The sequence below is a fragment of the Kribbella sp. CWNU-51 genome (genome assembly GCF_054073265.1).
The window spans coordinates 62026-83903 of the sequence record NZ_JBSXMZ010000043.1; the positions used below are offsets into that span (position 1 = coordinate 62026).

At 68.2% G+C, this 21878-nt stretch carries 23 protein-coding genes and 1 pseudogene; 10 read left to right on the top strand and 14 right to left on the bottom strand.

The annotated features are described in order from the left end of the window. Positions 1-58 precede the first annotated feature (58 nt). Both ACXC9Q_RS34010 and ACXC9Q_RS34015 read left to right on the top strand, forming a co-directional pair. Positions 59-610, top strand: a complete 552-nt coding sequence (locus ACXC9Q_RS34010; RefSeq protein ID WP_457060754.1) for a general stress protein — start codon at positions 59-61, stop codon at positions 608-610. 112 nt (positions 611-722) lie between these two features. Next, positions 723-1226, top strand: a complete 504-nt coding sequence (locus ACXC9Q_RS34015; RefSeq protein WP_457060755.1) for a MaoC family dehydratase — start codon at positions 723-725, stop codon at positions 1224-1226. 4 nt (positions 1227-1230) lie between these two features. Here the strand turns inward: ACXC9Q_RS34015 and ACXC9Q_RS34020 are convergent, their stop codons facing one another. From ACXC9Q_RS34020 to ACXC9Q_RS34035, 4 genes are read right to left on the bottom strand one after another with little or no spacing between them, the layout of a single operon-like run. Next, entirely contained in the window at positions 1231-2526 is a 1296-nt protein-coding gene (locus ACXC9Q_RS34020; RefSeq protein ID WP_457060756.1) for an alpha-L-fucosidase, read from the bottom strand. 25 nt (positions 2527-2551) lie between these two features. Next, complete coding sequence (locus ACXC9Q_RS34025; RefSeq protein WP_457060757.1) at positions 2552-3406, bottom strand: carbohydrate ABC transporter permease; 855 nt, start codon at positions 3404-3406, stop codon at positions 2552-2554. After that, positions 3396-4337, bottom strand: coding sequence for a carbohydrate ABC transporter permease (locus tag ACXC9Q_RS34030; protein WP_457060758.1), 942 nt, complete (start codon positions 4335-4337; stop codon positions 3396-3398). The genes ACXC9Q_RS34025 and ACXC9Q_RS34030 overlap by 11 nt, the downstream gene beginning before the upstream one ends. Positions 4338-4339: 2 nt before the next feature. Beyond that, positions 4340-5611: an ABC transporter substrate-binding protein gene (locus tag ACXC9Q_RS34035; RefSeq protein ID WP_457060759.1), complete on the bottom strand. Its 1272-nt coding sequence runs from the start codon at positions 5609-5611 to the stop codon at positions 4340-4342. 178 nt (positions 5612-5789) lie between these two features. On the opposite strand from ACXC9Q_RS34035, the gene ACXC9Q_RS34040 reads away from it, so the two are divergent. Continuing rightward, the gene (locus tag ACXC9Q_RS34040) at positions 5790-6551 is read left to right on the top strand and encodes a FadR/GntR family transcriptional regulator (protein ID WP_457060760.1); all 762 of its coding nucleotides are present in this window, start codon (positions 5790-5792) and stop codon (positions 6549-6551) included. Here the strand turns inward: ACXC9Q_RS34040 and ACXC9Q_RS34045 are convergent. The 6 genes from ACXC9Q_RS34045 to ACXC9Q_RS34070 are packed head-to-tail and all read right to left on the bottom strand — an operon-like array spanning position 6457 to position 13974. Next, the gene (locus ACXC9Q_RS34045) at positions 6457-8268 is read right to left on the bottom strand and encodes a GH39 family glycosyl hydrolase (protein ID WP_457060761.1); all 1812 of its coding nucleotides are present in this window, start codon (positions 8266-8268) and stop codon (positions 6457-6459) included. The genes ACXC9Q_RS34040 and ACXC9Q_RS34045 overlap by 95 nt on opposite strands. Positions 8269-8283: 15 nt before the next feature. Continuing rightward, the gene (locus tag ACXC9Q_RS34050; protein ID WP_457060762.1) at positions 8284-9858 is read right to left on the bottom strand and encodes a glucoamylase family protein; all 1575 of its coding nucleotides are present in this window, start codon (positions 9856-9858) and stop codon (positions 8284-8286) included. A 16-nt stretch (positions 9859-9874) separates the two neighbouring features. After that, positions 9875-10687, bottom strand: coding sequence for a carbohydrate ABC transporter permease (locus ACXC9Q_RS34055; protein WP_457060763.1), 813 nt, complete (start codon positions 10685-10687; stop codon positions 9875-9877). Next, complete coding sequence (locus ACXC9Q_RS34060; protein ID WP_457060764.1) at positions 10687-11628, bottom strand: carbohydrate ABC transporter permease; 942 nt, start codon at positions 11626-11628, stop codon at positions 10687-10689. The genes ACXC9Q_RS34055 and ACXC9Q_RS34060 overlap by 1 nt, the downstream gene beginning before the upstream one ends. Positions 11629-11632: 4 nt before the next feature. Further along, complete coding sequence (locus tag ACXC9Q_RS34065) at positions 11633-12928, bottom strand: sugar ABC transporter substrate-binding protein (RefSeq protein ID WP_457060765.1); 1296 nt, start codon at positions 12926-12928, stop codon at positions 11633-11635. Positions 12929-12939: 11 nt separating this feature from the next. Beyond that, positions 12940-13974 (bottom strand): LacI family DNA-binding transcriptional regulator, encoded by a 1035-nt coding sequence (locus ACXC9Q_RS34070; protein WP_457060766.1) that lies wholly within the window; start codon positions 13972-13974, stop codon positions 12940-12942. A 127-nt stretch (positions 13975-14101) separates the two neighbouring features. Here ACXC9Q_RS34070 and ACXC9Q_RS34075 point away from each other — a divergent pair, with 127 nt between their 5' ends. Beyond that, positions 14102-14677 carry a histidine phosphatase family protein gene (locus tag ACXC9Q_RS34075; RefSeq protein WP_457060767.1) on the top strand — a complete coding sequence of 192 codons (576 nt, stop codon included), beginning with the start codon at positions 14102-14104 and terminating at the stop codon, positions 14675-14677. A 5-nt stretch (positions 14678-14682) separates the two neighbouring features. Here the strand turns inward: ACXC9Q_RS34075 and ACXC9Q_RS34080 are convergent, their stop codons facing one another. Next, the gene (locus ACXC9Q_RS34080) at positions 14683-15639 is read right to left on the bottom strand and encodes a hypothetical protein (RefSeq protein ID WP_457060768.1); all 957 of its coding nucleotides are present in this window, start codon (positions 15637-15639) and stop codon (positions 14683-14685) included. A 106-nt stretch (positions 15640-15745) separates the two neighbouring features. Then, positions 15746-16462 (bottom strand): TetR/AcrR family transcriptional regulator, encoded by a 717-nt coding sequence (locus tag ACXC9Q_RS34085; protein WP_457060769.1) that lies wholly within the window; start codon positions 16460-16462, stop codon positions 15746-15748. 91 nt (positions 16463-16553) lie between these two features. Between ACXC9Q_RS34085 and ACXC9Q_RS34090 the strand changes: the two genes are divergently transcribed. Next, a complete protein-coding gene (locus ACXC9Q_RS34090; RefSeq protein ID WP_457060770.1) occupies positions 16554-16967 on the top strand; it encodes a DUF4267 domain-containing protein in 414 nt (137 codons plus the stop codon). On the opposite strand, the gene ACXC9Q_RS34095 is transcribed toward ACXC9Q_RS34090, so the two are convergent. Then, complete coding sequence (locus ACXC9Q_RS34095; RefSeq protein WP_457060771.1) at positions 16943-17710, bottom strand: GNAT family N-acetyltransferase; 768 nt, start codon at positions 17708-17710, stop codon at positions 16943-16945. The two genes, ACXC9Q_RS34090 and ACXC9Q_RS34095, sit on opposite strands and share 25 nt — an antisense overlap. A gap of 17 nt (positions 17711-17727) precedes the next feature. Then, positions 17728-18132: an NUDIX hydrolase gene (locus ACXC9Q_RS34100; protein ID WP_457060772.1), complete on the bottom strand. Its 405-nt coding sequence runs from the start codon at positions 18130-18132 to the stop codon at positions 17728-17730. A gap of 262 nt (positions 18133-18394) precedes the next feature. Between ACXC9Q_RS34100 and ACXC9Q_RS34105 the strand changes: the two genes are divergently transcribed. The 5 genes and pseudogenes from ACXC9Q_RS34105 to ACXC9Q_RS34125 all read left to right on the top strand — a co-directional run. Further along, on the top strand, positions 18395-19279 hold the full coding sequence (locus tag ACXC9Q_RS34105) for a PHP domain-containing protein (protein WP_457060773.1): 885 nt from the start codon (positions 18395-18397) through the stop codon (positions 19277-19279). Continuing rightward, positions 19276-19893 carry a MarC family protein gene (locus ACXC9Q_RS34110; RefSeq protein WP_457060774.1) on the top strand — a complete coding sequence of 206 codons (618 nt, stop codon included), beginning with the start codon at positions 19276-19278 and terminating at the stop codon, positions 19891-19893. Before ACXC9Q_RS34105 ends, ACXC9Q_RS34110 begins: the two co-directional genes overlap by 4 nt. Positions 19894-19903: 10 nt before the next feature. Further along, positions 19904-20785 (top strand): RecB family exonuclease, encoded by an 882-nt coding sequence (locus ACXC9Q_RS34115; RefSeq protein ID WP_457060803.1) that lies wholly within the window; start codon positions 19904-19906, stop codon positions 20783-20785. 76 nt (positions 20786-20861) lie between these two features. Beyond that, positions 20862-21029 (top strand): alpha/beta fold hydrolase, encoded by a 168-nt coding sequence (locus tag ACXC9Q_RS34120; RefSeq protein WP_457060775.1) that lies wholly within the window; start codon positions 20862-20864, stop codon positions 21027-21029. Positions 21030-21041: 12 nt separating this feature from the next. Beyond that, a pseudogene (locus ACXC9Q_RS34125) lies at positions 21042-21701 on the top strand (alpha/beta fold hydrolase); the annotation flags it as partial. Between the last annotated feature and the right edge of the window lie 177 nt (positions 21702-21878).

A 21878-nucleotide genomic window follows, 5' to 3' on the forward strand; every position in this document is an offset into this window, starting at 1 on the left:
GACGCGGTAACCAGGCGTCGGCAATGATGGGGGTGGACGCACGTGGAGAGGAACGACGATGACCACGCAGGGCATGCCCTCGATGGACCCCCGGCCAAGCGGGCTGACGATCGGGACGTACGACACCTACCGGGAGGCGCAGCGAGCTGTCGACTACCTCTCGGACCAGAAGTTCCCGGTCGAGCACACGACCATCGTCGGCAACAACCTTCGTCAGGTGGAGAAGATCACCGGCCGGCTCACCTGGGGCCGCGCACTCACCGCGGGCCTGGCCAGCGGTGCCTGGTTCGGCCTGTTCGTGGGCCTGCTGCTGGGCCTGTTCACGACCGGTAACTGGCTCGCGGCCCTGCTCACCGGTGTGGTGCTGGGCGCCTTCTTCGGACTGGTGTTCGGTGGCCTCAGCTACGCCCAGTCGGCCGGTCGCCGCGACTTCACCTCCCGGACCGCGGTGGTGGCGACGACGTACGACGTACTGTGCGACTTCAAGTTCGCCGAAGAGGCGCGCAACCACCTGGCCAAGCTGGCGCTCAAGGGTGAGGTGACCCCGCGCGTGCCGGAGCAGCCGGTCCAGCAGCCGGTCCAGCAGCAGATGCAGCGCCCGACCGACTGACCCCGCCCGGTGGCGGGAGGTGACCTATCTCTCCTGCCGGTGAGAGCCACACCACGGTCCGGATGCGCCCGGATTCGGCAGCATGGGTATCCACCGCGGAGGAGGAGCCGAGATGCAGTTCGGGCGTAGCTACGAGGAGTTCGAGGTCGGTGCCGTCTACAAGCACTGGCCGGGCAAGACGGTGACGGAGTACGACGACCACCTGTTCTGCCTGCTCACGATGAACCACCATCCGCTGCACCTGGACACGCACTACGCGGAAGGGTCCACCCAGTTCGGCAAGAACGTTGTGGTGGGCAACTACATCTACTCGATCCTGCTCGGCATGTCGGTGCCGGACGTGAGCGGCAAGGCGATCGCGAACCTGGAGATCGAGTCGCTCCGCCACGTCGCGCCGACCTTCCACGGCGACACGATCTACGGCGAGACCGTGGTGCTGGACAAATGGGAGTCGAAGTCCAAGGACGACCGCGGCGTGGTCTACGTCGAGACCAAGGGCTACAAGCAGGACGGCACCGTCGTCTGCCTGTTCCGCCGCAAGGTGATGGTCCCGAAGAACAGCTACCTGGAAGCCCGGGGCGGGGAGCAACCCGGGCGCCCCACCCCTGCCTCCTAGATCCTCAGCTGAGGAAGAGTTCGATCACCGGAACGAGCACGTTCGGCTTCTGGATCGGGAGTTTGAGGGTGAGTACGTCGGCCGAGACGCCACCCATCGTGGTGTTCTGAGCGGTCTGGTGCGGGTCGTTGACGATGCGCTTGATCTCGGACGCGTCGTTCAGCAGTTGGGCGTACTTCACCGTGCCGGCCATGCCGGGCAGGTGGATGTGGCCCATCGGCCAGGAGAACAGGTGCAGGTAGAGCCGGTCGCCCTTCTGCGTGAACCGGCAGTCCGGGGGAGCGGTGTACTGGGCCGGCCGGGCGCCGCGGACAGAGCGCTCGTGCAGCCGCATCCACTCGCCGATCGACGCCAGCGTGGCCAGCGCCCGCGGGTCGAACTCGCCCCGCCCGGTCGGGCCGACGTTCAGCAACAGGTTGCCGTCCTTGGAGACGGAGTCGACCAGCATCTTCACCAGCAGCTCCGGTGACTTCCAGTCAAGGTTGTCACGGTCGTAACCCCAGCTGCCGTTCAGCGTCTGGCAGGCCTCCCACAGCACCGGCTGCCCGTCGCGCTGCATCGGACCGTCCGGCTGGTACTGCTCGGGCGTCACGAAGTCGCCCGGGATGTCCAGCCGGTCGTTGATCAGGATGTCCGGCTGCAGCTCCCGGACCATCGCCATCAGTTCCTCGGACCGCCAGTCGTCGCGACCCTTCCCGTGGCCGTCCCGGCCGTCGTCGTACGTGCGGCCCGGGTAGGAGAAGTCGAACCACATGATGTCGATCGGACCGTAGTTCGTCAGCAGCTCACGCGTCTGCGCGTGCAGGTAGTCGGCGTACACCTCCATGTCCCTGCCGGCCGCCTTCGCGATCGCCTCCTCGTCGTCGCGCTGCGGGTGCACGAGGTCGATCGGGAACTCCGGGTGGTGCCAGTCGATCAGCGAGTGGTAGAACCCGACACCGAGTCCTTCGGCCCGGCACGCCTCGACGAACGGGCCGACCAGGTCCTTGCCCCACGCGGTCTTCGCGACGGTGTAGTCCGACACCTCGGAGTCCCACAGACAGAAGCCCTCATGGTGCTTGGTCGTGAGTACGGCGTACTTCATGCCGGCCTCGCGAGCCGCCTTGGCCCACTTGGCCGGGTCGTACAGGTCGGGCTCGAAGTGCTCGAAGTACGGCTGGTAGTCCTCGTCGGTCAGCCGCTCGCGGTTCTTCACCCACTCGTGCCGGGCCGGCAGCGAGTACAGGCCCCAGTGGACGAAGAGGCCGAACCGCCAGTCGCGGAACTTCTCGACAGAGTGCGCGGGAGGCGCGTCGGTCATGGGTGATCTCCTCAAGGTGTTGGGGTTAGCGGCCGCCGAGGCCGGTGACGAGCAGGCCGCGGACGAGGTGCTTCTGCAGCAGGATGACGAGCAGCACGGTCGGGATCATCGCCATGATCGAGGCCGCCATCATCAGGTTCCACTGAGTGCCCTGCTGCCCGCTGAACTGCGCCAGGCCGAGCGGCACGGTGCCCTTGGTCTCGACGCTGTTGATGATGATCAGCGGCCACAGGAAGCTGCCCCAGAAGCTGATGAAGGTGAAGACGGTCAGGACGGCGATGGCCGGACGGGCCAGCGGCAGCATGATCCGCAGGAAGATGCGGAACGGCCCGCACCCGTCCACCCGGGCCGCTTCCTCCAGCTCGGCCGGGACGGTCAGGAAGAACTGCCGCAGCAGGAAGGTGCCGAACGCGGTGAACGCCCACGGCAGGATCAGCGCCCAGTAGCTGTCCACCCAGCCGAGCGACTGCATCAGCCAGTACATCGGCACGATCAGCACTTCCTGCGGCACCATCAGGGTGCCCAGGAACAGCACGAACAGTTGCTCACGGCCCCTGAATTTCAGCCGGGCGAACGCGTACGCCGACATGCTCGAGGCGACCACCACGACCAGCGTCCCGGCGAGCGCGACGAACAGGCTGTTCGCGAAGTAGCGACCGAACGGCGCGAACGTGAACGCGTCGGCGTAGTTCTGCCAACGGATCTCGGTGCCGAACAGATGCGGGGTCGGGGTGAACACCTCGTCCGCGGGCTTCAGTGAGGTGGACACGGCGTACACCAACGGCGCGAGGAACGCGAGCGCGACGAGCACCAGCAGGATGTGGGACACACTGCTGCGGATGCGCCGGCCGGTGTCTGCGGTAGCGAGTTCAGACGTCATAGTTCACCCACTTGCGCTGCCCGACGAACTGGATCGCGGTGATGCCCATGATGATCACGAACAGCACCCAGCCGGCCGCCGACGCCAGGCCCATGGTCAGGAACTGCCAGCCCTGGTTGTAGACGAACATCACGATCGTCTGGGTGGACACACCCGGACCGCCCTGGGTCAGGATGAACGGCTGCGCGAACACCTGGAACGAGGTGATCAGCGTCAGCGTGGTGGCGAAGAAGATCGACGGCGTGATCATCGGCCAGGTGACGTACCGGAACCGCTGCAGCACGCCGGCGCCGTCGATCTGTGCCGACTCCAGTTGCGACTGCGGCACCTGGTCGATGGCGGCGGAGAAGACCAGGAAGTTGTAGCCGAAACCCTGCCAGACCGACATCGCCACGATCGCGGGCATCGCCCAGGTCGACGAGCCGAGGAAGTTCGGTGCGCTGATGCCGAACCAGCTGTGCAGCACGCTGTCGATCAGGCCGCCCGGCTGGAACAGCAGCCGCCAGACCATCGCGTTGGCCACCATCGGCGTCATCACCGGGATGAAGAACAGCACCCGGAACGCCTGCCGGCCCTTGATATGCGGGCCGATCCAGAGCGCGAGCCCGAGCGAGACGACCAGGTTCAGCGGCACGTACAGCACCACGAACAGCACCGTGTTCAGCACGACCCGCCGGAACACCGGGTCGTGCAGCAGGTGGGTGTAGTTGTCGATGCCGAGGAACGTGCGCTGGCCGAACACCGGCCAGTCGAACAGGCTGATCCCCAGCGCCATCGCGGTGGGGAACAGCGTGAACAGGGCCAGCCCGGCCAGGCTCGGGGCCAGGAAGACCCCGGCGTGCCGGGCGTCCCGTCGCAGCGCGGGCCGCCGCCCCGCCCGGGTAGTACCGGGCGGTGCCCCGGGCGGGGCGGCGGTAGTGGTCGTCGTCACCATCAGGACCCAGCGCCCGCCTGGTCCTGGATGGTCTTCAGTGCCTGGTCCGGCGGGATCTCGCCGTTCAGCGCCTGGGTGCCGAACCGGCCGAGCAGGTCGGCCACCTGGACCCAGTTCTTCGACGTGACCAGCGGGACCGAGTTCTCGGAGGCGTAGTCCAGCGTCTCCTTCGCGCCGTCGATCCCCGCGGCCGTGAACCAGGCCGGGTGCGCGGCGGTGCGGGCCGGGTACGCGCGGCCGGCCGAGGCCAGCGTGGTCAGCGGCTTCTCACTCGTCATCGACATGATCGCCTGGAAGGCGGCGTCCGGCGTCTTGCAGGACCGGGAGATGCCGAAGCCCGAGCCGGCGGTGTAGGTCTTGGAGCCGTCCGGACCGGCCGGGATGGGCGCGACGCCGAGCTGGAACTTGACCTTGCCCTTGGTGTCGATCAGCGACCACGGACCGTTCAGCTGCATCGCGGCCTTGCCGGAGGTGAACTGCGTGGTCTCGAAGTCGGTGTTGCCGGACGGCACCTGCGGGGCGATCTTGTCCGTGCGGACGAAGTCGGTGTAGCTCTGGAAACCCTGCTCGAACTTCGGGTCGGTGAGGGCGAGCTTGCCGTCGGCGAGCGGCTCGGCACCGGTGAAGGTTCGCACCCAGGACGTCACACCCAGATCGCCAGGGGCCGTCACCAGGCCGGTCCGCCCGGCGGCGGTGAGCTTCTTCGCCGCCGCGTTGAAGTCGTCCATCGTCCAGCCCGGCTTCGGGTCGGCGACGCCGGCGGCCTTGAACATGTCCTTGTTGTAGAAGATCACCATCGGGCCCGAGTCGTACGGGATCGCGATCTGCTTCCCGTCCACCTTGAGGCCGTCCATGATCGGCTTGTCGAAGTCCTCGGCCTTCAGGTTGTACTTCTTCATCAGGTCGTCCAGCGGCAGCATCGCACTCGCGTACGACGCGGTCCGCAGGCTCTGCATGCCGATGATGCACGGTGCCTTCCCGCTGGCCAGCAGGGTGCCGATCTTGGACCAGTAGCTGTTCCAGTCCGTGCCCTGGAGCTTGACGGTGATGCCGGAGTGGTCGGTGTGGGCCTGGTCGGCGACCTTCTGCCAGGCGGCCTGGTCCTCGGTGCCTCCGATCCAGAACTGCCAGGTCAGGTCGGCCTGATCGGCCGAACCGGATCCGCCGCTGCTGCCGTCGTTTCCGCCCCCACAAGCGGCCACGGCCGTGAGAGCCAGCGCCGACAAGGCGGCGGTGGCCCAGCGGCGTGCCCGGGCTGGTGTTGCTTTCATCGCTGACCTCCAGGGGATGTGCTATTCATCCGATCTATATGACGAACTCTTGACATGAGTCAACAGTTCGTGTCCTTAATTCAGGGTCGAAAGTCACGCTTGAGCCTAAAAAATCGCCCAGACATCCGATGTCTCTACGTCGAACATCGGATGTTTCCCATCGAACGAGGGGGTGTGTGTGCGGGTCACCGACGAAGCGATCGACCGGATCAAGCAGATGATCGTGACCGGCGAACTGCAACCTGGCGACCGCTTGCCCCGCGAGCCGGACCTGGCCGCGCGCCTCGGCCTGTCCCGGAGTTCACTGCGCGAGGCGGTCAAGGCGCTCGCGCTGATCCGGGTCCTGGAGGTCCGGCAGGGCGACGGGACGTACGTGACCAGTCTCGACCCGTCGCTGCTGATGGAGACGATGGGCTTCGTCCTGGACCTGCATCAGGACGCCTCGGTGCTGGAGTTCTTCGAGGTACGACGGATCCTCGAGCCGGCCGCGGCTGCCCGGGCCGCGCTGCGGATGGCGGACGAGGACATCGCGGCGCTGCGCAAGCTGCTCGACGAGCTGGGCCCGGAGCCGTCGGTGGAGGACCTGCTCTCGAGCGACGTGGAGTTCCACCGGCTGGTCGCGGTCGGCAGCGGCAACCGGGCGCTCGCCTCGATCATCGACAGCCTGCGCCAGCCCACCTACCGGGCCCGGATCTGGCGCGGCCTGACCCAGGACGATGCCGTCGCCCGGACGCTGGCCGAGCATCGGGCCATCCTCGACGCGATCGAGGGCCACGAGCCCGAGGTGGCCAGGTCCTGGGCGACGGTGCACATCGCCGGCGTGGAGCGCTGGATCCAGGAGGCGGTCAATCTCGACGAGGAGACAGTTCCACCAGGATTGCCGAGGGCATCGGCAAGGTCAGGTCGAGACCTGAGCCGGTCCACTCCAGTGGAGTACTGACCAGCTTGCTCCGCTCGGCCAGCTCGGCGAGTTGCTCATCGGTCGGCCAGTCGCCGAGCTCCGTCGCGGCCGAAGCGATGTCGCCGACACCGACGGCCAGCGTCGTGGCGGTGGCCTGCCAGGACGGATCCACGCCGGGCAGCTCTATGTGGACCGTCCTGGACAGTTCCGGGGCGCCCGCGGCCTTGGTCTGGTCGAGGGTGAGATTCCACAGCAGCACGGCGATCCGGTCGCGGTCCCGTGATGCCCAGGCCTCGACCAGACTGCCGCCGCCGTCGCCGGTCACCGACACCGGCAGCTCGACCGGCCCCAGCCGGCTGAGCATCGTCATCGCGTGATAGCGCGGTTTCGCCAGTCCGCCAACGGTTTGCAGCCCGAACCCGCCGTGCAGCAGACGCGGCGGGCGACCCAGCTCCTCGAAGTGGTCCGACGCGACCCAGTACGCGAGCGCGTCGACGCGTCCGGCCGCCGACCGCATCCCGCGCAGCAGGAACACCCCGGAGAACACCGAGTCGTTGATCGGGTTGAAGTGCGTCGGCGTCACACCCCACTCGGTCCACAGGATCCGCGCGTCACCGAACCCGTGCCGCTCCAGCGACGCCCGGACGTCGAGCGGCGGCGAACCGTAGGTGTGGGTCGACACGAAGTCCACCGCCGTCCCTTCGGCGGCGGCGTGGGCGAGCAGATCGTCCACCCAGCCGGCCGCGGCCGATGACGGCCCACCGACCGCGAGCCGTTCGTCGACGGACTTCACGGCCGCCGCGGTCACGTCGTACAGGTGCAGCCACTCGGCCTTCGTGCCGGACCAGAACACCTCGAGGTTGGCCTCGTTCCAGACCTCGAAGTCCCAGGTCAGCACCTGGTCGGGGCCGTACCGGTCGAGGAGGTGCTGGACCAGTGCGCGGACCAGGTCGTGCCATCGCTCGTACGATTTCGGTGGCGAGATGATCGCGCCGTACGCGAACACCGTCTTGGCGGGATCGCTCGCCAGGTCGCGGGGCATGAAGCCGAGCTCGACCACCGGCCGGAGCCCGATCGCGAGCAACTTGTCGTAGATCGCGTCCACGACCTCGAAGTCGTACGACGGCTCGCCGTCGACCTCGGTGTACACCCGGGTGTCGTCGTGGAAGATCGCGTGCGCCCGGACCGTGCGTACGCCGATCTCGTCGTGCATCCGCCGGAGCGCCTGCTCGAGCTCGGCGCCGATCTCGTGCCCGCCGGTGCGGTCGGTGCAGAGCAGCTGACTCAGTCGCTCACTGCCGACCATCGGGACCCACGGCTTGGCCAACTCGATGCCCTTGGCAACGGCATCGACGGTCAAGTCGACCTGGGGAACAGTGTCAGCGGCAACCAGGGGGACGGCGCCGACGGTGTGGCTCGGCCGTCCGCTGACCGTCACCTCGGGCACGCTCGCGACGGCATAGCGGTACGGCGTGCCCGGGGTGCAGGTCGTGTCGACGTACGGGGGCGCGGGGACGGAGAGGACGTCTCCGCTGTGGTGATCGACCGGTTCGAGCTTCCCGTGGTGGCCGGCCGCGCGCAGGATCAGGTAGCCGGCCGCGCCGTCGACCGGTGACCAGTCGATCGTCACCTGGCCGACGCCACCGACCGCTGAGACCTCCTTCGGCGGATCGAGGTCCGGGAAGTCGAACGCGCGCTCCTCGTCACTGCGGAGCGCGATCCGCTCGTCCCAGTCGGTCTTGGCGTCCTGCTGCATAGAAAGTCTCCTGTGTTATTCGAGGCCGGATTCGAACTGCTCCATCGCGATCAGCGGCCGGATCCTCTGCTCGACCTGGCGGCTGCTGAAGCTCCGCCGGACCAGGTCATTGGCAAAGACGTTGCCGATGGCACCCATCACCATCGCCTGATCGAGGGCCAGGTACCGCTTCGCGATCAGACCGGACCGGACCGCGACGGAGTCGTAGAAGCCACCGCGGCTGTAGGCGTGCAGATTCGTCTCGATCCGGCTCAGGTTGTCGATCGCCTGCCGGGGTGCGTACTGCATCGCGAGGAACGCCGCATGCGGGGTGACCACGCCATCGCCGTACGCCGGGTTGGGATTGGTGCCTTCACGACACCCCTCGAAGCCGGCGTCGTAGTTCGTCGCCTCCAGGTCGGACGGGTAGCCGCCGGGGTCCATCCCGATCGCCTCGACTCCGTAGACGGAGTACCCGCCCTTCGGGTTCGAGGCGGGGGAGAAGCCCCAGTAGCCGTACTTGGCGTCGTCCAGCCCGTGCTCGATATGCGCCCGTACGGTCAGCGGGTGGTTGAGGCCCCAACTGCGTGGCGCCCAGGTCGCCTCGGGGATGAACAGGTCGGGCATCAGCGACTCGAACATGTCACCGCCCCAGGACGGTACGAGCCGCATGCCGCGGTACGAGTACGTGCCCTCGAAGACGTCCAGGCCGAGGTAAGTCCGGTGCACGCCCTTGGGCTTCTGCTCCACCCACGACCAGTCGCAGCTGTCCGGGAAGGTCCGGTAGGTGGCGAAGTACTGCGTGTGCGGCACCTGTCCGAGCGCGAAGCCGATGTATCCGGCGATCCGGGCCTCGGTGTTGCAGGTGTCGTAGTGGAACTTGCGGTAGTACACGTCCGGACCGGTGCCGGCGTGGTTCCCCTTGTCGGTCTCCTCGTCCGGCGGCGGGGTCTCGAAGAACCCGCCGCGCATCAGTCCGCCTGGCCGGGCCGCGGGGTTGTAGTAGTAGGCGAAGTTCATCTTGTTCAGCAGGGAATCCGCGAGCGCCCGGGCCCGCGGCTCGGCGTTGCGGACCACCATCAGGGCGCAGGCGAGCCAGCCGTTGTCGACACTCGACACGAACGGCGTGATCGGCTTCGTCCCGTCCGGGTCGACGTACCGGACCTCGCCGGTCGCCTCGTCGTACCAGTTGAAGTACATGCCGCTCGGCTCGTGGTGGTCGGCGTTCTTCAGGGTGGTGAGCGTCTGGGTGACCCGGCGCAGCGACTCCTGCGGCGAGATGATGCCGAGGTGCCTGGCGACGACCGTGCTCCACAGGTAGCCGCCGATGTTGGTGGGGGAGGTGTAGCGGCTGCGGACCGGGCTCGTCACCGAGTCGCCGATGTTGTCGGCGGGCAGGCCGGTCGTCTCGTCGGTCATCGCGACCAGGCTGCGCCAGGTGTCTCTGGCCCAGCGTCCGACCAGAGCCTTGTCCTCACGGCTCGGCTTCCAGCCAACCTTCAGGATCTCTGCGGGTGAGCGCGTTCCACCGAATGCCGGTGAGGCGGTTCCGATCAGGGCGGTGGCGCCGGTGGCGGCTAACAGCGTGCGGCGACTGATGTTGGCGGTCATCTTGTCTCCAGAAGGTCTACTTGAGTCCAGTGATGGCGATGCCCTTGGTGACGTGGCGCTGGAAGACCAGGAACATCACCAGCACCGGCAGGACGACCACGACCGCGCCGGCCATCAGCAGGCCGAAGTTCTGCGCGTTCTGTCCGGTCGAGTACAGCGCCAGGGCGACGGGAAGGGTGTACTTGTCCTCGGTCTGGGCGATCACCAGCGGCCAGAGGAAGTTGTTCCAGGAACCGAGGAAGGTGAGGATACCGAGCGTCGCGAGCGCGGGCCGGGTCAGCGGCAGCATGATCCGGGCGAAGATGCCCAGCTCGCTGGTGCCGTCCACCCGGCCGGCGTCCATCAGGTCGTCCGGCAGCCCGAGGAAGAACTGCCGCATCAGGAACACGCCGAACGGTGAGACCAGGAACGGCAGGATCAGGCCCGGGTACGTGTTCGCCAGTCCGGCATTGGTGACGAGGACGAACAGCGGCACGAACGTGACCATGCCCGGGATCATCAGGGTGGCCAGTACCAGCAGGAAGAGCGCGTTGCGGCCCTTGAACCGCAGCTTCGCCAGCGCGTAGCCGATCATCGAGCAGAAGGTCAGGTTCCCGGCCGTGACGACCAGCGCGACGATCGCCGAGTTGAGGAAGTAGCGCGGGAAGTTCGCCTTGCTGAACAGGGCGTCGTAGTTCTCGGTCGTGGCGTTCTCCGGCCACCAGGTCGGCGGGACGCGGAGCAGTTCGCCCTGCGTCTTGAAGCTGCCCAGCACCATCCAGAGGAACGGCGCCGCGACGGCGACCAGGCCGAGCACCCCGATCAGGTAGATCCACCAGGTGCGGCGCATCACTTCTCCCTCAGCAGCCGGAACTGGATGAACGTGATCACCGCGATGACGAGGAACAGGATGTACGCCATCGACGTGGCCAGGCCGTAGTTGCCGAAGCCGAACTGCTGGTAGGTGTACATCGACACCGAGATCGTGCTGTTCAGCGGTCCGCCCTGGGTCATCACGAACGGCTCCTCGAAGAACTGCAGGTAGCCGATGCCGGTGACCACGCTGGTGAAGAGGATCGTCGGCCGCAGCAACGGCAGGATCAGGTACCGGAACCGTTGCCAGGGGCCCGCACCGTCGATGTGGCCGGCCTCCTCGACGGACTGCGGGATGCCCTGCAGCCCGGCCAGGAAGATGATCATCGCCGCGCCGAAGTTCCGCCAGACCGCCATCGCGATCAGCGACGGCATCGCCCAGGTCTTCGACGCCAGCCAGTTCGGCCCGTCGATGCCGACCCAGCCGAGCGCGGTGTTCAGCAGGCCGGAGTCCGGTGCCAGGACGAACCGCCAGATCACCGCGATCGCGACGATCGACGTCACCACCGGCAGGTAGTACCCGACCTTGAACAGGGCTTGGAATCGCTTCACACCCCGGTCCAGCAACACCGCCGCCGCCAGCGCGACGACCAGTGTCAGCGGTACGCCGAGGATCACGAAGTACGCCGTGTTGAACGCGGCCTTCCGGAAGGTCTCGTCGGACAGCGCCTTCACGTAGTTGTCGAAACCGACCCCGTTGACCGCGAACGGCGTCCGCAGATCCCGCTGCCGCATGTCGGTGAAGCTCATCCCCAACGACCCGAGCACCGGCCCGGCCGTGAACGCGAGAAAAAGCACGATGAAGGGCAACACCAGAATCCACGCGGCCGCAGCCTCGCGGGTGATCCTTCGCCGCGGGCCCCCGGGCGACGGCGTACGCCGTGCCGCCCGGGGGCGCGACTCAGTCAGAGTAGACATCGGCTCAACTACCGCCGGTGCCGATCGCTGTTGCCTTGGTCTGGATGGCCTTGGCCGTGTCGGCGGGGGACTGGCCGGCCTTCGCCATCTTCTCGACCTCGGCGTCGAACGCGGTCGCGACCTGCTCCCAGTTCACGATCGCCGGCGGCGCCTTGGCGTCCTCGAGCTGCTTGCCGAACACCGGCAGCAGCGGGTCCGTCGCGATGCTCGGGTCCTGCCACGCGCTCTTCACCGCCGGCAGGTCGGACGACAGCTTGAACCAGGAGGCCTGCGTCTTCTGGTCGGACAGGAACTTGATCAGCTTCCAGGCGCTGTCCTTGTTCTTCGACGACTTGAACACCACGAAGTCGGAGCCGCCGACGAACGACGTCGAGGTCTTGTTCTTCGGGATCTGGAACACGCCGATGTTCGGCTTGATCGCCTCACCGCCGGCCTTCGCCACCGACCCGGCCATCCACGGCCCGGAGATGAACATCGGCACCTGCCCGTTGACGAACTGCGCCTCGGTCTGGTTCGGCGGCAGGTCGGTGCCGGCCAGCTTGTCGGTGAAGAAGCTCTGGTAGTACTTCAGCCCCTCCTGCATCTCCGGGGTGTCGAAGGTGAACTCCTTCTGGTCGTCACCGGTGATGTTCGCGCCGGCCGACCAGGCGAACGGCATCACGGTCTGCCAGGAGCCCGCGCCGCCCGGCTGCAGGTTGATCCCGTACTTGGCGCCGGCCTTCTCCTTCATCGCCTTGGCCATCGCCTTCAGCCCGTCCCAGTCGGTCGGCGGCGTGCTGAACCCGGCCTTCGCGGCCAGGTCCTTGCGGTAGAACACCAACCGCGTCTCGACGTACCAGGGAACGCCGTACTGGGTGCCGCCGACCTTGGTGGTGTCGAGCGCGCCCGGGTAGAAGCCGGAGTTGTCGAAGCCCTGCGGGGTCGGGTCGAGTGCGCCGAGGTCGGCGAACTCGCCCATCCAGGTGGTGCCGACCATCGCGGCGTCCGGCAGCGACTGCGCGGTGATCGCGGTGGTGAACTTGTTGTGCGCGGCGTCCCACGGGATCGGGGTGACGGTCACCTTCACGCCCGGGTTGGCCTGCTGGAACTGCTCCATCAGCTTGGGCAGGTTCTCGCCTTCGGTGCCCATCGCCCAGACGGTCAGGTTGCCGGTGGCGGGTCCTTCGCTGACCGTGGTCGTCGCCTGGGCCCCGCCGCTCGGCGTGTCCGCCGATCGGCCACAACCGGCCAGCGCGAGCGCTGAGGCGGTGAGTACAGCACTGCCGATCACCAGTCGGCGGCGGATGCTGTGGGTGAACATGTGTTGTCTCCTCACTCGGTTACTTCCGCATCCCCCGGTTTCGTGCCGCAGCTGTCCCGCAGCACGAGTTGTGTCGCCAGTACGTCGTTCCGCGCCCGCGACCGATCCCCGGACACGCGCTCGTGCAACCGCTGCGCCGCCATCCGGCCCAACTCGGCCATCGGCTGGCGCACAGTGGTCAGCCCCGGCGACACGTACCGCGCCGCCATCACGTCGTCCCACCCCGTCACCACGATGTCCTCCGGCACGCCGACCCCCGCCGCGCGCAACGTGGTCAACGCGGCCAACGCCAGCTCGTCGTTCGCACACACCAGCCCGTCGGGCCGGTCTTTGGTTGCCTTGAGCATCTGTTGGGCGACCTCGACACCGGCGTCCTCGGTCAACGGGACCCGCTCGGGCTTCGGCACCTCGAGGCCGCGTCGCTCGAGCGCCTTGCCGAAACCGGCGTACCGCTCGGAGACGTCGTACGAACTGGCGGGGTCGCCGACGAAGAGCAGGTTGGTCCGGCCGTGGTCGAGCAGCCGCGTGGTGAGTTGCTCGGCGCTCGCGGAGCTCTCGCTGCGGACCGAGTCGCACCCGGTGATCGGCGGATGCGCGATCAGCACCAGCGGTACTCCGGCCTTGCGCAGCCCCTGGATCGTGGTCAGGTCGAGAGCGTTGCCATGGACAACTATTCCGTCGACCCGCCCGGCCAGATCGCGGACGCTGCGACGGGGATCGGGGTTGCCGTGCGTGACCGTGATGACGACGCTCTGGCCGTGCTCGCCGGCCCAGCGTTCGTACCCCATCAGCAGGTCGCCGTAGAACGGGCCGGCCAGGTCGGGCAGTACGAGCCCATGCGCCTCATGCCGCTGTACCGCCAGGCTGCGGGCGGCGCGCAGCGGTACGTAGTTGAGCTCCTGCGCCGCCTGGTCGACCCGGGCCCTGGCCTTCTCCGAAACCGGTCCAGTCCCTTGCAGGACACGCGAAACCGTCGCGATCGACAGCTTCGCCCGGGCCGCGACGTCGTAGATCGTCGCCGGCCGGCCGGTGGGTCCGGATGCCACGTGCTCGCTCCTGGAGGTCAGAGTGGAAGCGCTTACAGTTTCCGACCCTGCCCTGTTCGAGGTGCATCGGTCAAGACCTCGGCGCCGATCTGCGACGATGCGGCGCTTTCTTTGCGAGGATGGAGGGGTGACCACACACGAACGCGAGGACCAGCTTTTTCTCGTCCGGCACGGCGAGACCGAGTGGAGCAGGTCGGGCCGGCACACGTCCGTCACCGACCTGCCACTGACCCCGGAAGGGGAGCGCGTCGCGACGGGTTTGAAGCAGCGGCTGGCAGGGGAGAGGTTCGACCTGGTGCTGACGTCACCCCGGCAACGAGCCCGGCGTACGGCGGAACTCGCCGGCTACCCGGACGCGGAGGTCGACGACGACCTGGTCGAGTGGGACTACGGGGACTACGAGGGCATCACCACCGCGGACATCCGCAAGACCGTGCCCGGCTGGACGGTCTGGGCCAACCCAGTACCCAACGGCGAAACCCCCGCCCAGGTCGCCGCCCGCCTGGACCGCGTCAACGCCCGGATCGCCGCCGTACCCGGCGACGTCCTCGTCTTCGGCCACTCCCACGCCCTCCGCGCCCTCACCGCCCGCTGGCTGGAACTGGACGTCACCGAAGGCCGCCACTTCGTCCTCAACACCGCCACCATCTCAGTCCTCGGCTGGGAACGAGGCTCCCCCGCCATCCACCACTGGAACGCCTGACACTGTCAGTGCACCGGGCAGGACGGACTGCACGGCTTGGCCGTCAGTGCGGGCTGCTTGCGGCGTAAGACCTGGAGGACCTGTGCGGCGGCCTCGCACGGGCGCCCCGTCACGTCGATCCACCCGTACCGCAGTGTCGCCTCGCTGCGCAGGGTCGCCCGGTTGTCCCGATCGAGGTCACGCCACCGTCGGTGTGGGATGAGATGAAGGCGTCCGTCGAGCTCGACCACCAAGTCGAATCCGGCGTAGAACACGTCGGTGAACTCACTGTCGACAGAACGCTGCCTGAGGCCGGTCGGCAACGCGTGCCGACGCTCCACGTCCCGCAGATAACGAAGCTCGAGCAGTGAGTGCGACCCAGCGGCGACATCGGTCAGGATCGGCCGCAACAACCGGCGGTGAGGGAGTCGCGGACGCTGGGCGAGCGCACTAACGATGTCGGATGGAGTGACCCGCCCACTCTGGCACGCCTCGGCGATCACCGCGGCCGCCTGATCGAGCGAGCGACTGATGCCGACGATATCCAGCACGGCGTCCGCGGGTGTCCGGCGTGGCGGTACGACCGCGGCGAGACGATCGGCCCAGCGGTCATCGCGGTGAATGACGATGTTGGGGCGCGGCCGGACCTTACGGCACTTCGGAATGGTCAGGTAGATGGGACGTGTGCTGTTCGGCTTGAGCAGGCCGAGCTGTTCCGCTGCGGTGAAATGGCTCCAGGCGGCGTCGGGCCCGGCATAGAGCAGAGCCGCCAGCAGTTGCCCGTCGTACCCGATCGGACCGGTGTGAGTGGCGTAGACGCCCGGGTGAACGATCTGCCAGCGTCGACTGCGCAGCCCGCGCCTGATCCGTGGCTCGGACCAGCCGGCGGCTTGGAGCTGCGCTCGCGACACGATCCGGCTCTGGTCGTGGATCAGCGCGTGGATGCCGACGTCCGCGAGCTGCTGCCGCCACCACCAATCCATCCGCCCAAGCCTGACGCATTCCACCCCACCCCGCCGCCACCCCTGTGGATAACCCTGTCCTCCCCGCCCAGCGCAGGGTCTGTGGTACTTCGTTTGCGCTCAGCGACTATTTGTTACCACGAACCGCGTCGATGACGAGGGCGACGAGGAGGTCGGCGCGGGTGTGGTGGTGGGTGGGGCGGAGCCGGTTGCCCTGGTTGAGGGTTGCTTGGCCGTGGAGGGCGCTCCAGAAGACCTCGGTCAACGTCTCCGCATCCCCGTCGGCGAACGGGGTCACGCCGGCCAGGATCTCGCCGAACGCGGCCTTGAGCGCCTCCGGGCTCTCGGCACCCCCGAACACCAGATCCGTACGCCGCACGAACATCGCCTCGTACACGGCCGGATGCTCCTCCGCATACCCCAGATAAGCCTCCGCCACCGCCCGCAACCCAGCCGCGTCCGCCGCCGCCCGCAAGCCAGCTGCGTCCGCCGTCGGTGCGCCGTCCCGATCCGATCCGCTCGGGCCTGCGGCCGGCTCGGTCGCCTCGCGGCCGCTCTCCACGGCGGCCGGGCGGCTCGCCTCGCGGTCGCGCTCCCCGCTCAACCGCGCCGCGCGGAGCGCGGCGGCTAGTTCGGTGAAGCCTTCCAGGGCTACGGCGGCGGCGATGGCGTCCATGTTTTTGAAGTGGCCGTAGAGGACGGGCTGGCTGTAGTCGACGGCTTCGGCGAGGCGGCGGGTGGTGACGGATTCCCAGCCTTCGGTCTCGGCGAGGTCGCGGGCGGTGCGGACGATCAGGTCGCGGCGTTCCTCGCGGGCGCGCTCCCGGCGTGGCTGAGTCGGCATAGACCGGATGTTAGCACCGCTAGACAAACTAGCAACGGCAATGTTAGCGTCGCTAGGAAAATTAGCACTGCTAGAACATTGGAGACCTGAGATGCGCCGCTTCACCACTGTCCTGACCATCCTGCTCGGCCTGTTCCCGCTCTCGTTCGGCCTGCGTTTCCTGCTCGACCCACACGGCGCCGCCGCCGGGTTCGGCATCGACCCGTGGCCGACCGGCGCAGCGGCCGGTTACTTCGCGGTGAAGGGGATCCGCGACATCGTCATCGGACTCAACCTGCTGGCCCTGTTCGCACTCGGCCAGCGTCGTGCGACCGGCGTACTGATGGCGATCGCCGCAATGATCCCGATCGCCGACATGATCATCGTGCTCACCCACGGCGGCACCGTCGCGACCGCGCTCGGCATCCACGGCCTGACCGCGGTAATCGTCCTCTTCGACGCCTGGCTGCTCCTCCGCGAGCGCCGTACGGCGGACATCGCTCAGCCGGTGGGCGTCCACTCGTAGAGCTCGATCGTGCAGTACTCGCGGAACCCGAGCCCGGCGTACACCGACCGACCGGCAGGCGACGACCCCAGTACGCCGTACTCCGCGACCGCCCCGGCCGCGTGGAGTGCGGCGTACGTGATCGCGGCCCCGATCCCGCGCCGCCGTGCCTCGGGAACCGTCATCACGAAGTAGACCCCGGCCACGCCGGCAGAAAGAAACACCGTCGTCGTCGCCACCGGCGTGCCGTCGAGCAGGCCCAGGTAGTGCCGCCACGGATCGCTGTACCCGAGCTTCCGATAGACCGACGCGACCCACCGCGCTTCCTTCTCGCCCTCGCCGAACCCTCGCCCGAGCGTCGCCTCCCAGATCGCCAGAGCGTCATCGTGGTCGACGCGGGTGATCTCCAGCCCGGGTACGGCGCTGGGTGCGACCACCTCGGAGATCTGGACAGCCATCCCCGGCTCACTCCCACCCGCTGCGAACCCGGCTGCGATCAGTCGGTTTCCAAGGTCGTTCCGCATCGACGGGCCGACGTGCCAGCTTCCCGGGACGTTGTGTTTCTTCAACAGCGCAAGGGATTCCGCCACGGCATCATCGCTGGACGCGGCGACCACGGCGTTGTGATAGTCGATCGGCGAACCCCCGATCGTCCAGCGCGCCCCGGCGTCGTCCCGCTGCTCGCCACCACCCGCCGCGCCCATCGCCATCAGCAACTCGGCGGCGTTGTCCTCGATCGCGCGAACCAGCTCAGCGTCCTCCACCGCCTCAGTCTGACCGGTCAGCCGGGCAGGGCGCTCCACTGTTCCAACGTCGACACCAGCAATGTGGTGGTGGCCAGGGACAGGAACTCCGAGCGCGTGACGAACTTCGCGTCGGTCGCGTCGTCACCCGGAGTGAGGGTGCCGCCGACCGCGGTCGCCTCGTAGTCGCGGATCACGTAGACCTTGCCCTCCGGAGCCTCGCGTTCGACCTCGCCGACCAGCTCGCCGACCTCGACGACGAGCCCGGTCTCCTCCGCGACTTCCCGGGCCACGGCCGCCGGATCGTCCTCACCGGGCTCGACCCGCCCGCCCGGGATCGACCACAGTCCCCGCCCGGGCTCGTTCGCCCTGCGGACCACGAGCAGCCGCTGCTGCTCGTCGTACACGAGAGCACCGACACAGTCCACACGGCGCGCATCCATGCCACCGCAGAATAGTGCTTGGTCAAGAACCGTTCGGCACGCTCAGCGGCGCCCCAGCCGCCCGCTGGCGGCGTTGTCGTCGTCGCGAGATGCTCCGCATCGCACTCCTCCTCCGCCTTGCCAGCGAACGACTGGACCACCGCTGATCGCACCAACGGTCCTTGACCAAGCACGGCACCCTGGGGACAACTGCAAGGTGTGAGGGGTGAACGCGGATAGCATCTGCGGTGACAGAAGGCCTTCGAAGGGATCCGGACCGCTCGTGCGCATCGATCTGCACACTCACTCGAACCGCTCGGACGGCACCGACCCGGTGGCCGTCCTCCTCGCGCACGCGCAGGAGAGCGGTCTCGACGTGATCGCGCTCACGGATCACGACACCGCCGACGGGTGGACCGAGGGCCGGATCGCGGCGGAAGAGCTCGGGATCGGGTTCGTCCCCGGCATCGAGATCTCCTGCAAGCTCAACGGCGTCAGCGTCCACCTGCTCAGCTACCTGCTCGACCCCTCCTACCCGGCGCTCGCCGAGGAGCTGCGGATCGTCCGCGAAGGCCGCACCGACCGGATCCCGTCGATCGTCGCCCGGCTGAACAGCGTCGGCGTCCCGCTCACCGTCGACGAGGTGCTCGCCCAGGCGACCGGCACGCCGTCGGTCGGGCGGCCGCACGTGGCCGACGCGCTGGTCGCCAACGGCACCGTCGCGAACCGCAGCGAGGCCTTCGACCGATTCCTTGCGGACGGCCGCGCTGGCCACGTGCCGCACTACGCGATCGAGCCGGGCCGGGCGATCGACCTGGTCCGCGCGGCCGGCGGCGTACCGATCATCGCCCACCCGTGGGGACGCTCCAGCTACAAGGTGATGAATCAGGACACCATCGCCCGCCTCGTGCAGGACCACGGCCTGGCCGGCATCGAGATCGACCACCAGGACCACACCGGACCATCCCGTACGGCGCTGCACGCGATCGCCGACGACCTCGGCATCATCGCCACCGGCTCCAGCGACCACCACGGCGCCGGCAAGATCGACCACGACCTCGGCGTGAACACCACCGACCCGGAGCAGTTCGAGCGACTGCTCGAGGTCGGCAAGGAGAACGCGACCGCCGCCCCCGACGCACAGGTCCCCGAGGCCTACCTGCCGTGAACAGTGTCATCAACATCGGGCTGTTCACCGAGGTCCTGGTGACGCTCTTCGTGATCATGGACCCACCGGGTACCGTGCCGGTGTTCATCTCGCTCACCGCGGGTCAGACCCGCGCGGTGCGGAAGAAGGCCGCGTGGCAGGCGGTGCTGGTCGCGTTCGGGGTGATCGTCGTGTTCGCGGCGTTCGGTCAGCAGATCCTGAACCACCTCGGCATCACGCTGCCGGCGCTGCAGTGCGCGGGCGGCCTGCTGCTTCTGCTGATCGCGCTGCAGTTGCTGACCGACACCGCCGAGGACCCGGTCCAGACCAAGGACGTGAACATCGCCTTCGTCCCCCTCGGTACGCCGCTGCTCGCCGGCCCCGGCGCAATCGTCGCCACGATGGTGTTCGTCCAGCGCGCCAACGGCTCGCTGCCGGATGTGGTCGCGATCTCGCTCGGCATCATCGCGATCCACCTGGTGATGTGGCTGACGCTGCGGTTCTCCGGGGTGATCATGCGGATCCTGGGGGAGAACGGCGTGCTCCTGGTCACCCGGATCGCCGGCCTGCTGCTGAGCGCGATCGCGGTCCAGTTGATCGCCAACGCGGTCACGGCCTTCATCAAGGCGGGCTGACGTGGACGACATGCTGCCCGGGATGCCGACACGGTTGTTCGTCGCGACGCCGACCAAGCTGCTCACGTTCGCGGACTGCAAGCGCAAGTACCGCTACACCTACCTGGAGACGCCGCGGCCGCCGAAGGGTCCGCCGTGGGCGCACAACACGGTCGGCGCGATCGTCCACGAGGTGCTCGCCGACTTCTTCGGTCGCTGGCCGGCGGCCCGCCGTACGCCGGACGAAGTCGTGGCCAAGATGCGGTCGAGCTGGCGCAGCGAGGGCTTCCGGGACGAGCAGCAGTCGCTGGACTGGCGGGACCGGTCGACCGACATGGTGCTGGGCTACCTGCGCGATTCCGATCCGTACTACGAGCCCCGCGGAGTGGAGCGTACGGTCGCCTTCACCACCGAGCGGGCCTCGTTGCGGGGACGGGTGGACCGGATCGACGAGCGTGCGGCCCGCGATGGGAGCGGCGGCACCGAGCTGGCGATCGTCGACTACAAGACCGGTCGCCGCCCACTGACCTCGACGGATGCGCGGTCCTCGCTCGCGATGGCGCTGTACGTCCTGGGCGCTCGCCGAGTCCTGCACAAGCCGTGCACCCGGGTCGAGCTGCACCACCTCCCGACCAACACCATCGCGGCGGCCGACCACGACGACGCGTCCCTCGCCCGCCACCAGCGCCGGGCTGAGTCGATGGCCGACGACGCTGCCGCGGCCGAGGCCCGCTGGCGCGAGGGTCTGACCCCGGCCGAGGCCGACGAAGCCTTCCCACCCGAGCCCTCCGCACTGTGCGGCTGGTGCGACTTCGCCCGCATCTGCCCGCAAGGCCGCCGCGAATCCCCGCCCCGCGACTCCTGGGCCGGCCTCGACGACACCGCCCCCATCCCGACCGAGGACGCCGGCTGAGTCGTCGTACCAGCGCCATGTGCGTGGGGTGCCAGCGGGGGGCTGGAGAGTGGAGGCGACAGAGAGGGGTTGCCTGATGGGCGCGAAGACTGTGAACAAGCTGGCGGTACCGGGGGCGACGCTGCACTACGAGGTGACCGGATCCGGTCCGATGCTGCTGCTGATCGCGGGCGGCGGGACCGACGCGGCGGTGTACGACGGGATCGTCGGGCAGCTCGCGGCCGAGTACACCGTGGTGGCGTAGGACCCGCGCGGCAATTCCAGGAGCCGGTACGACGGTGAGCCCGCCGACGAGCGGATCGAGCAGTCTGCCGAGGACGCGCTGGCGCTGATCGACGAGGTGGCCGGCGGTGGACCGGCGTACGTGCTCGGCAGCAGTTCCGGCGCGATCACCGGGCTCGAGCTGATCACCCGCCACCCGGAGCGGGTGCGGATGCTGGTCGCGCACGAGCCTCCGTGCACCGAGGTGCTGCCGGACGCCGCGGACGTGCGGGCGTTCTTCCAGGACGTCTACGACACCTACAAGTCCGAGGGGCTCGCGGCCGCCGAGGTGCTGTTCATGGTCGGCACCGGGATGGACGCCGACGCGATGCCGCCGATGGAGGACCTGCTGCCGGAGTACCGCGAGCTGGCCGAGCGGATGCAGGCCAACGCGGTCAACTTCTACGAGCACAAGCTCCTGCCGTTCACCCGGTGGGAGCCCGACCTCGACGCGCTGAAGACGGTCGCGGACCGGATCGTCCCTGCCGCCGGCCTGGAGTCGATCGACCACCTGCCCGGCCGGCCGATCCAGCTGATCGCCGATCACCTCGGCTGGCCGGTGGTCACGTTCCCCGGCGGGCACGGCGGTTACGCCAGTCACCCGGGTCCGTTCGCCACGCACCTCACCGCTCTGCTGAAGACCGACGCGGTCTGACATCGCCCGGATCACCGGTCCGGGCGCGGGTCTGAGGGGTCCCGCGCCCGGATCGGTTAATGGTGTTGACGCCTGCTTGCCGTCCGCGTACTGTCCGATCCTTGCCTTGACAAACCGGCGTGGATCATCCATGCCTTCACAGTGGTGTCCGAACCCCCGGGTCCTGTCGGATTCGGG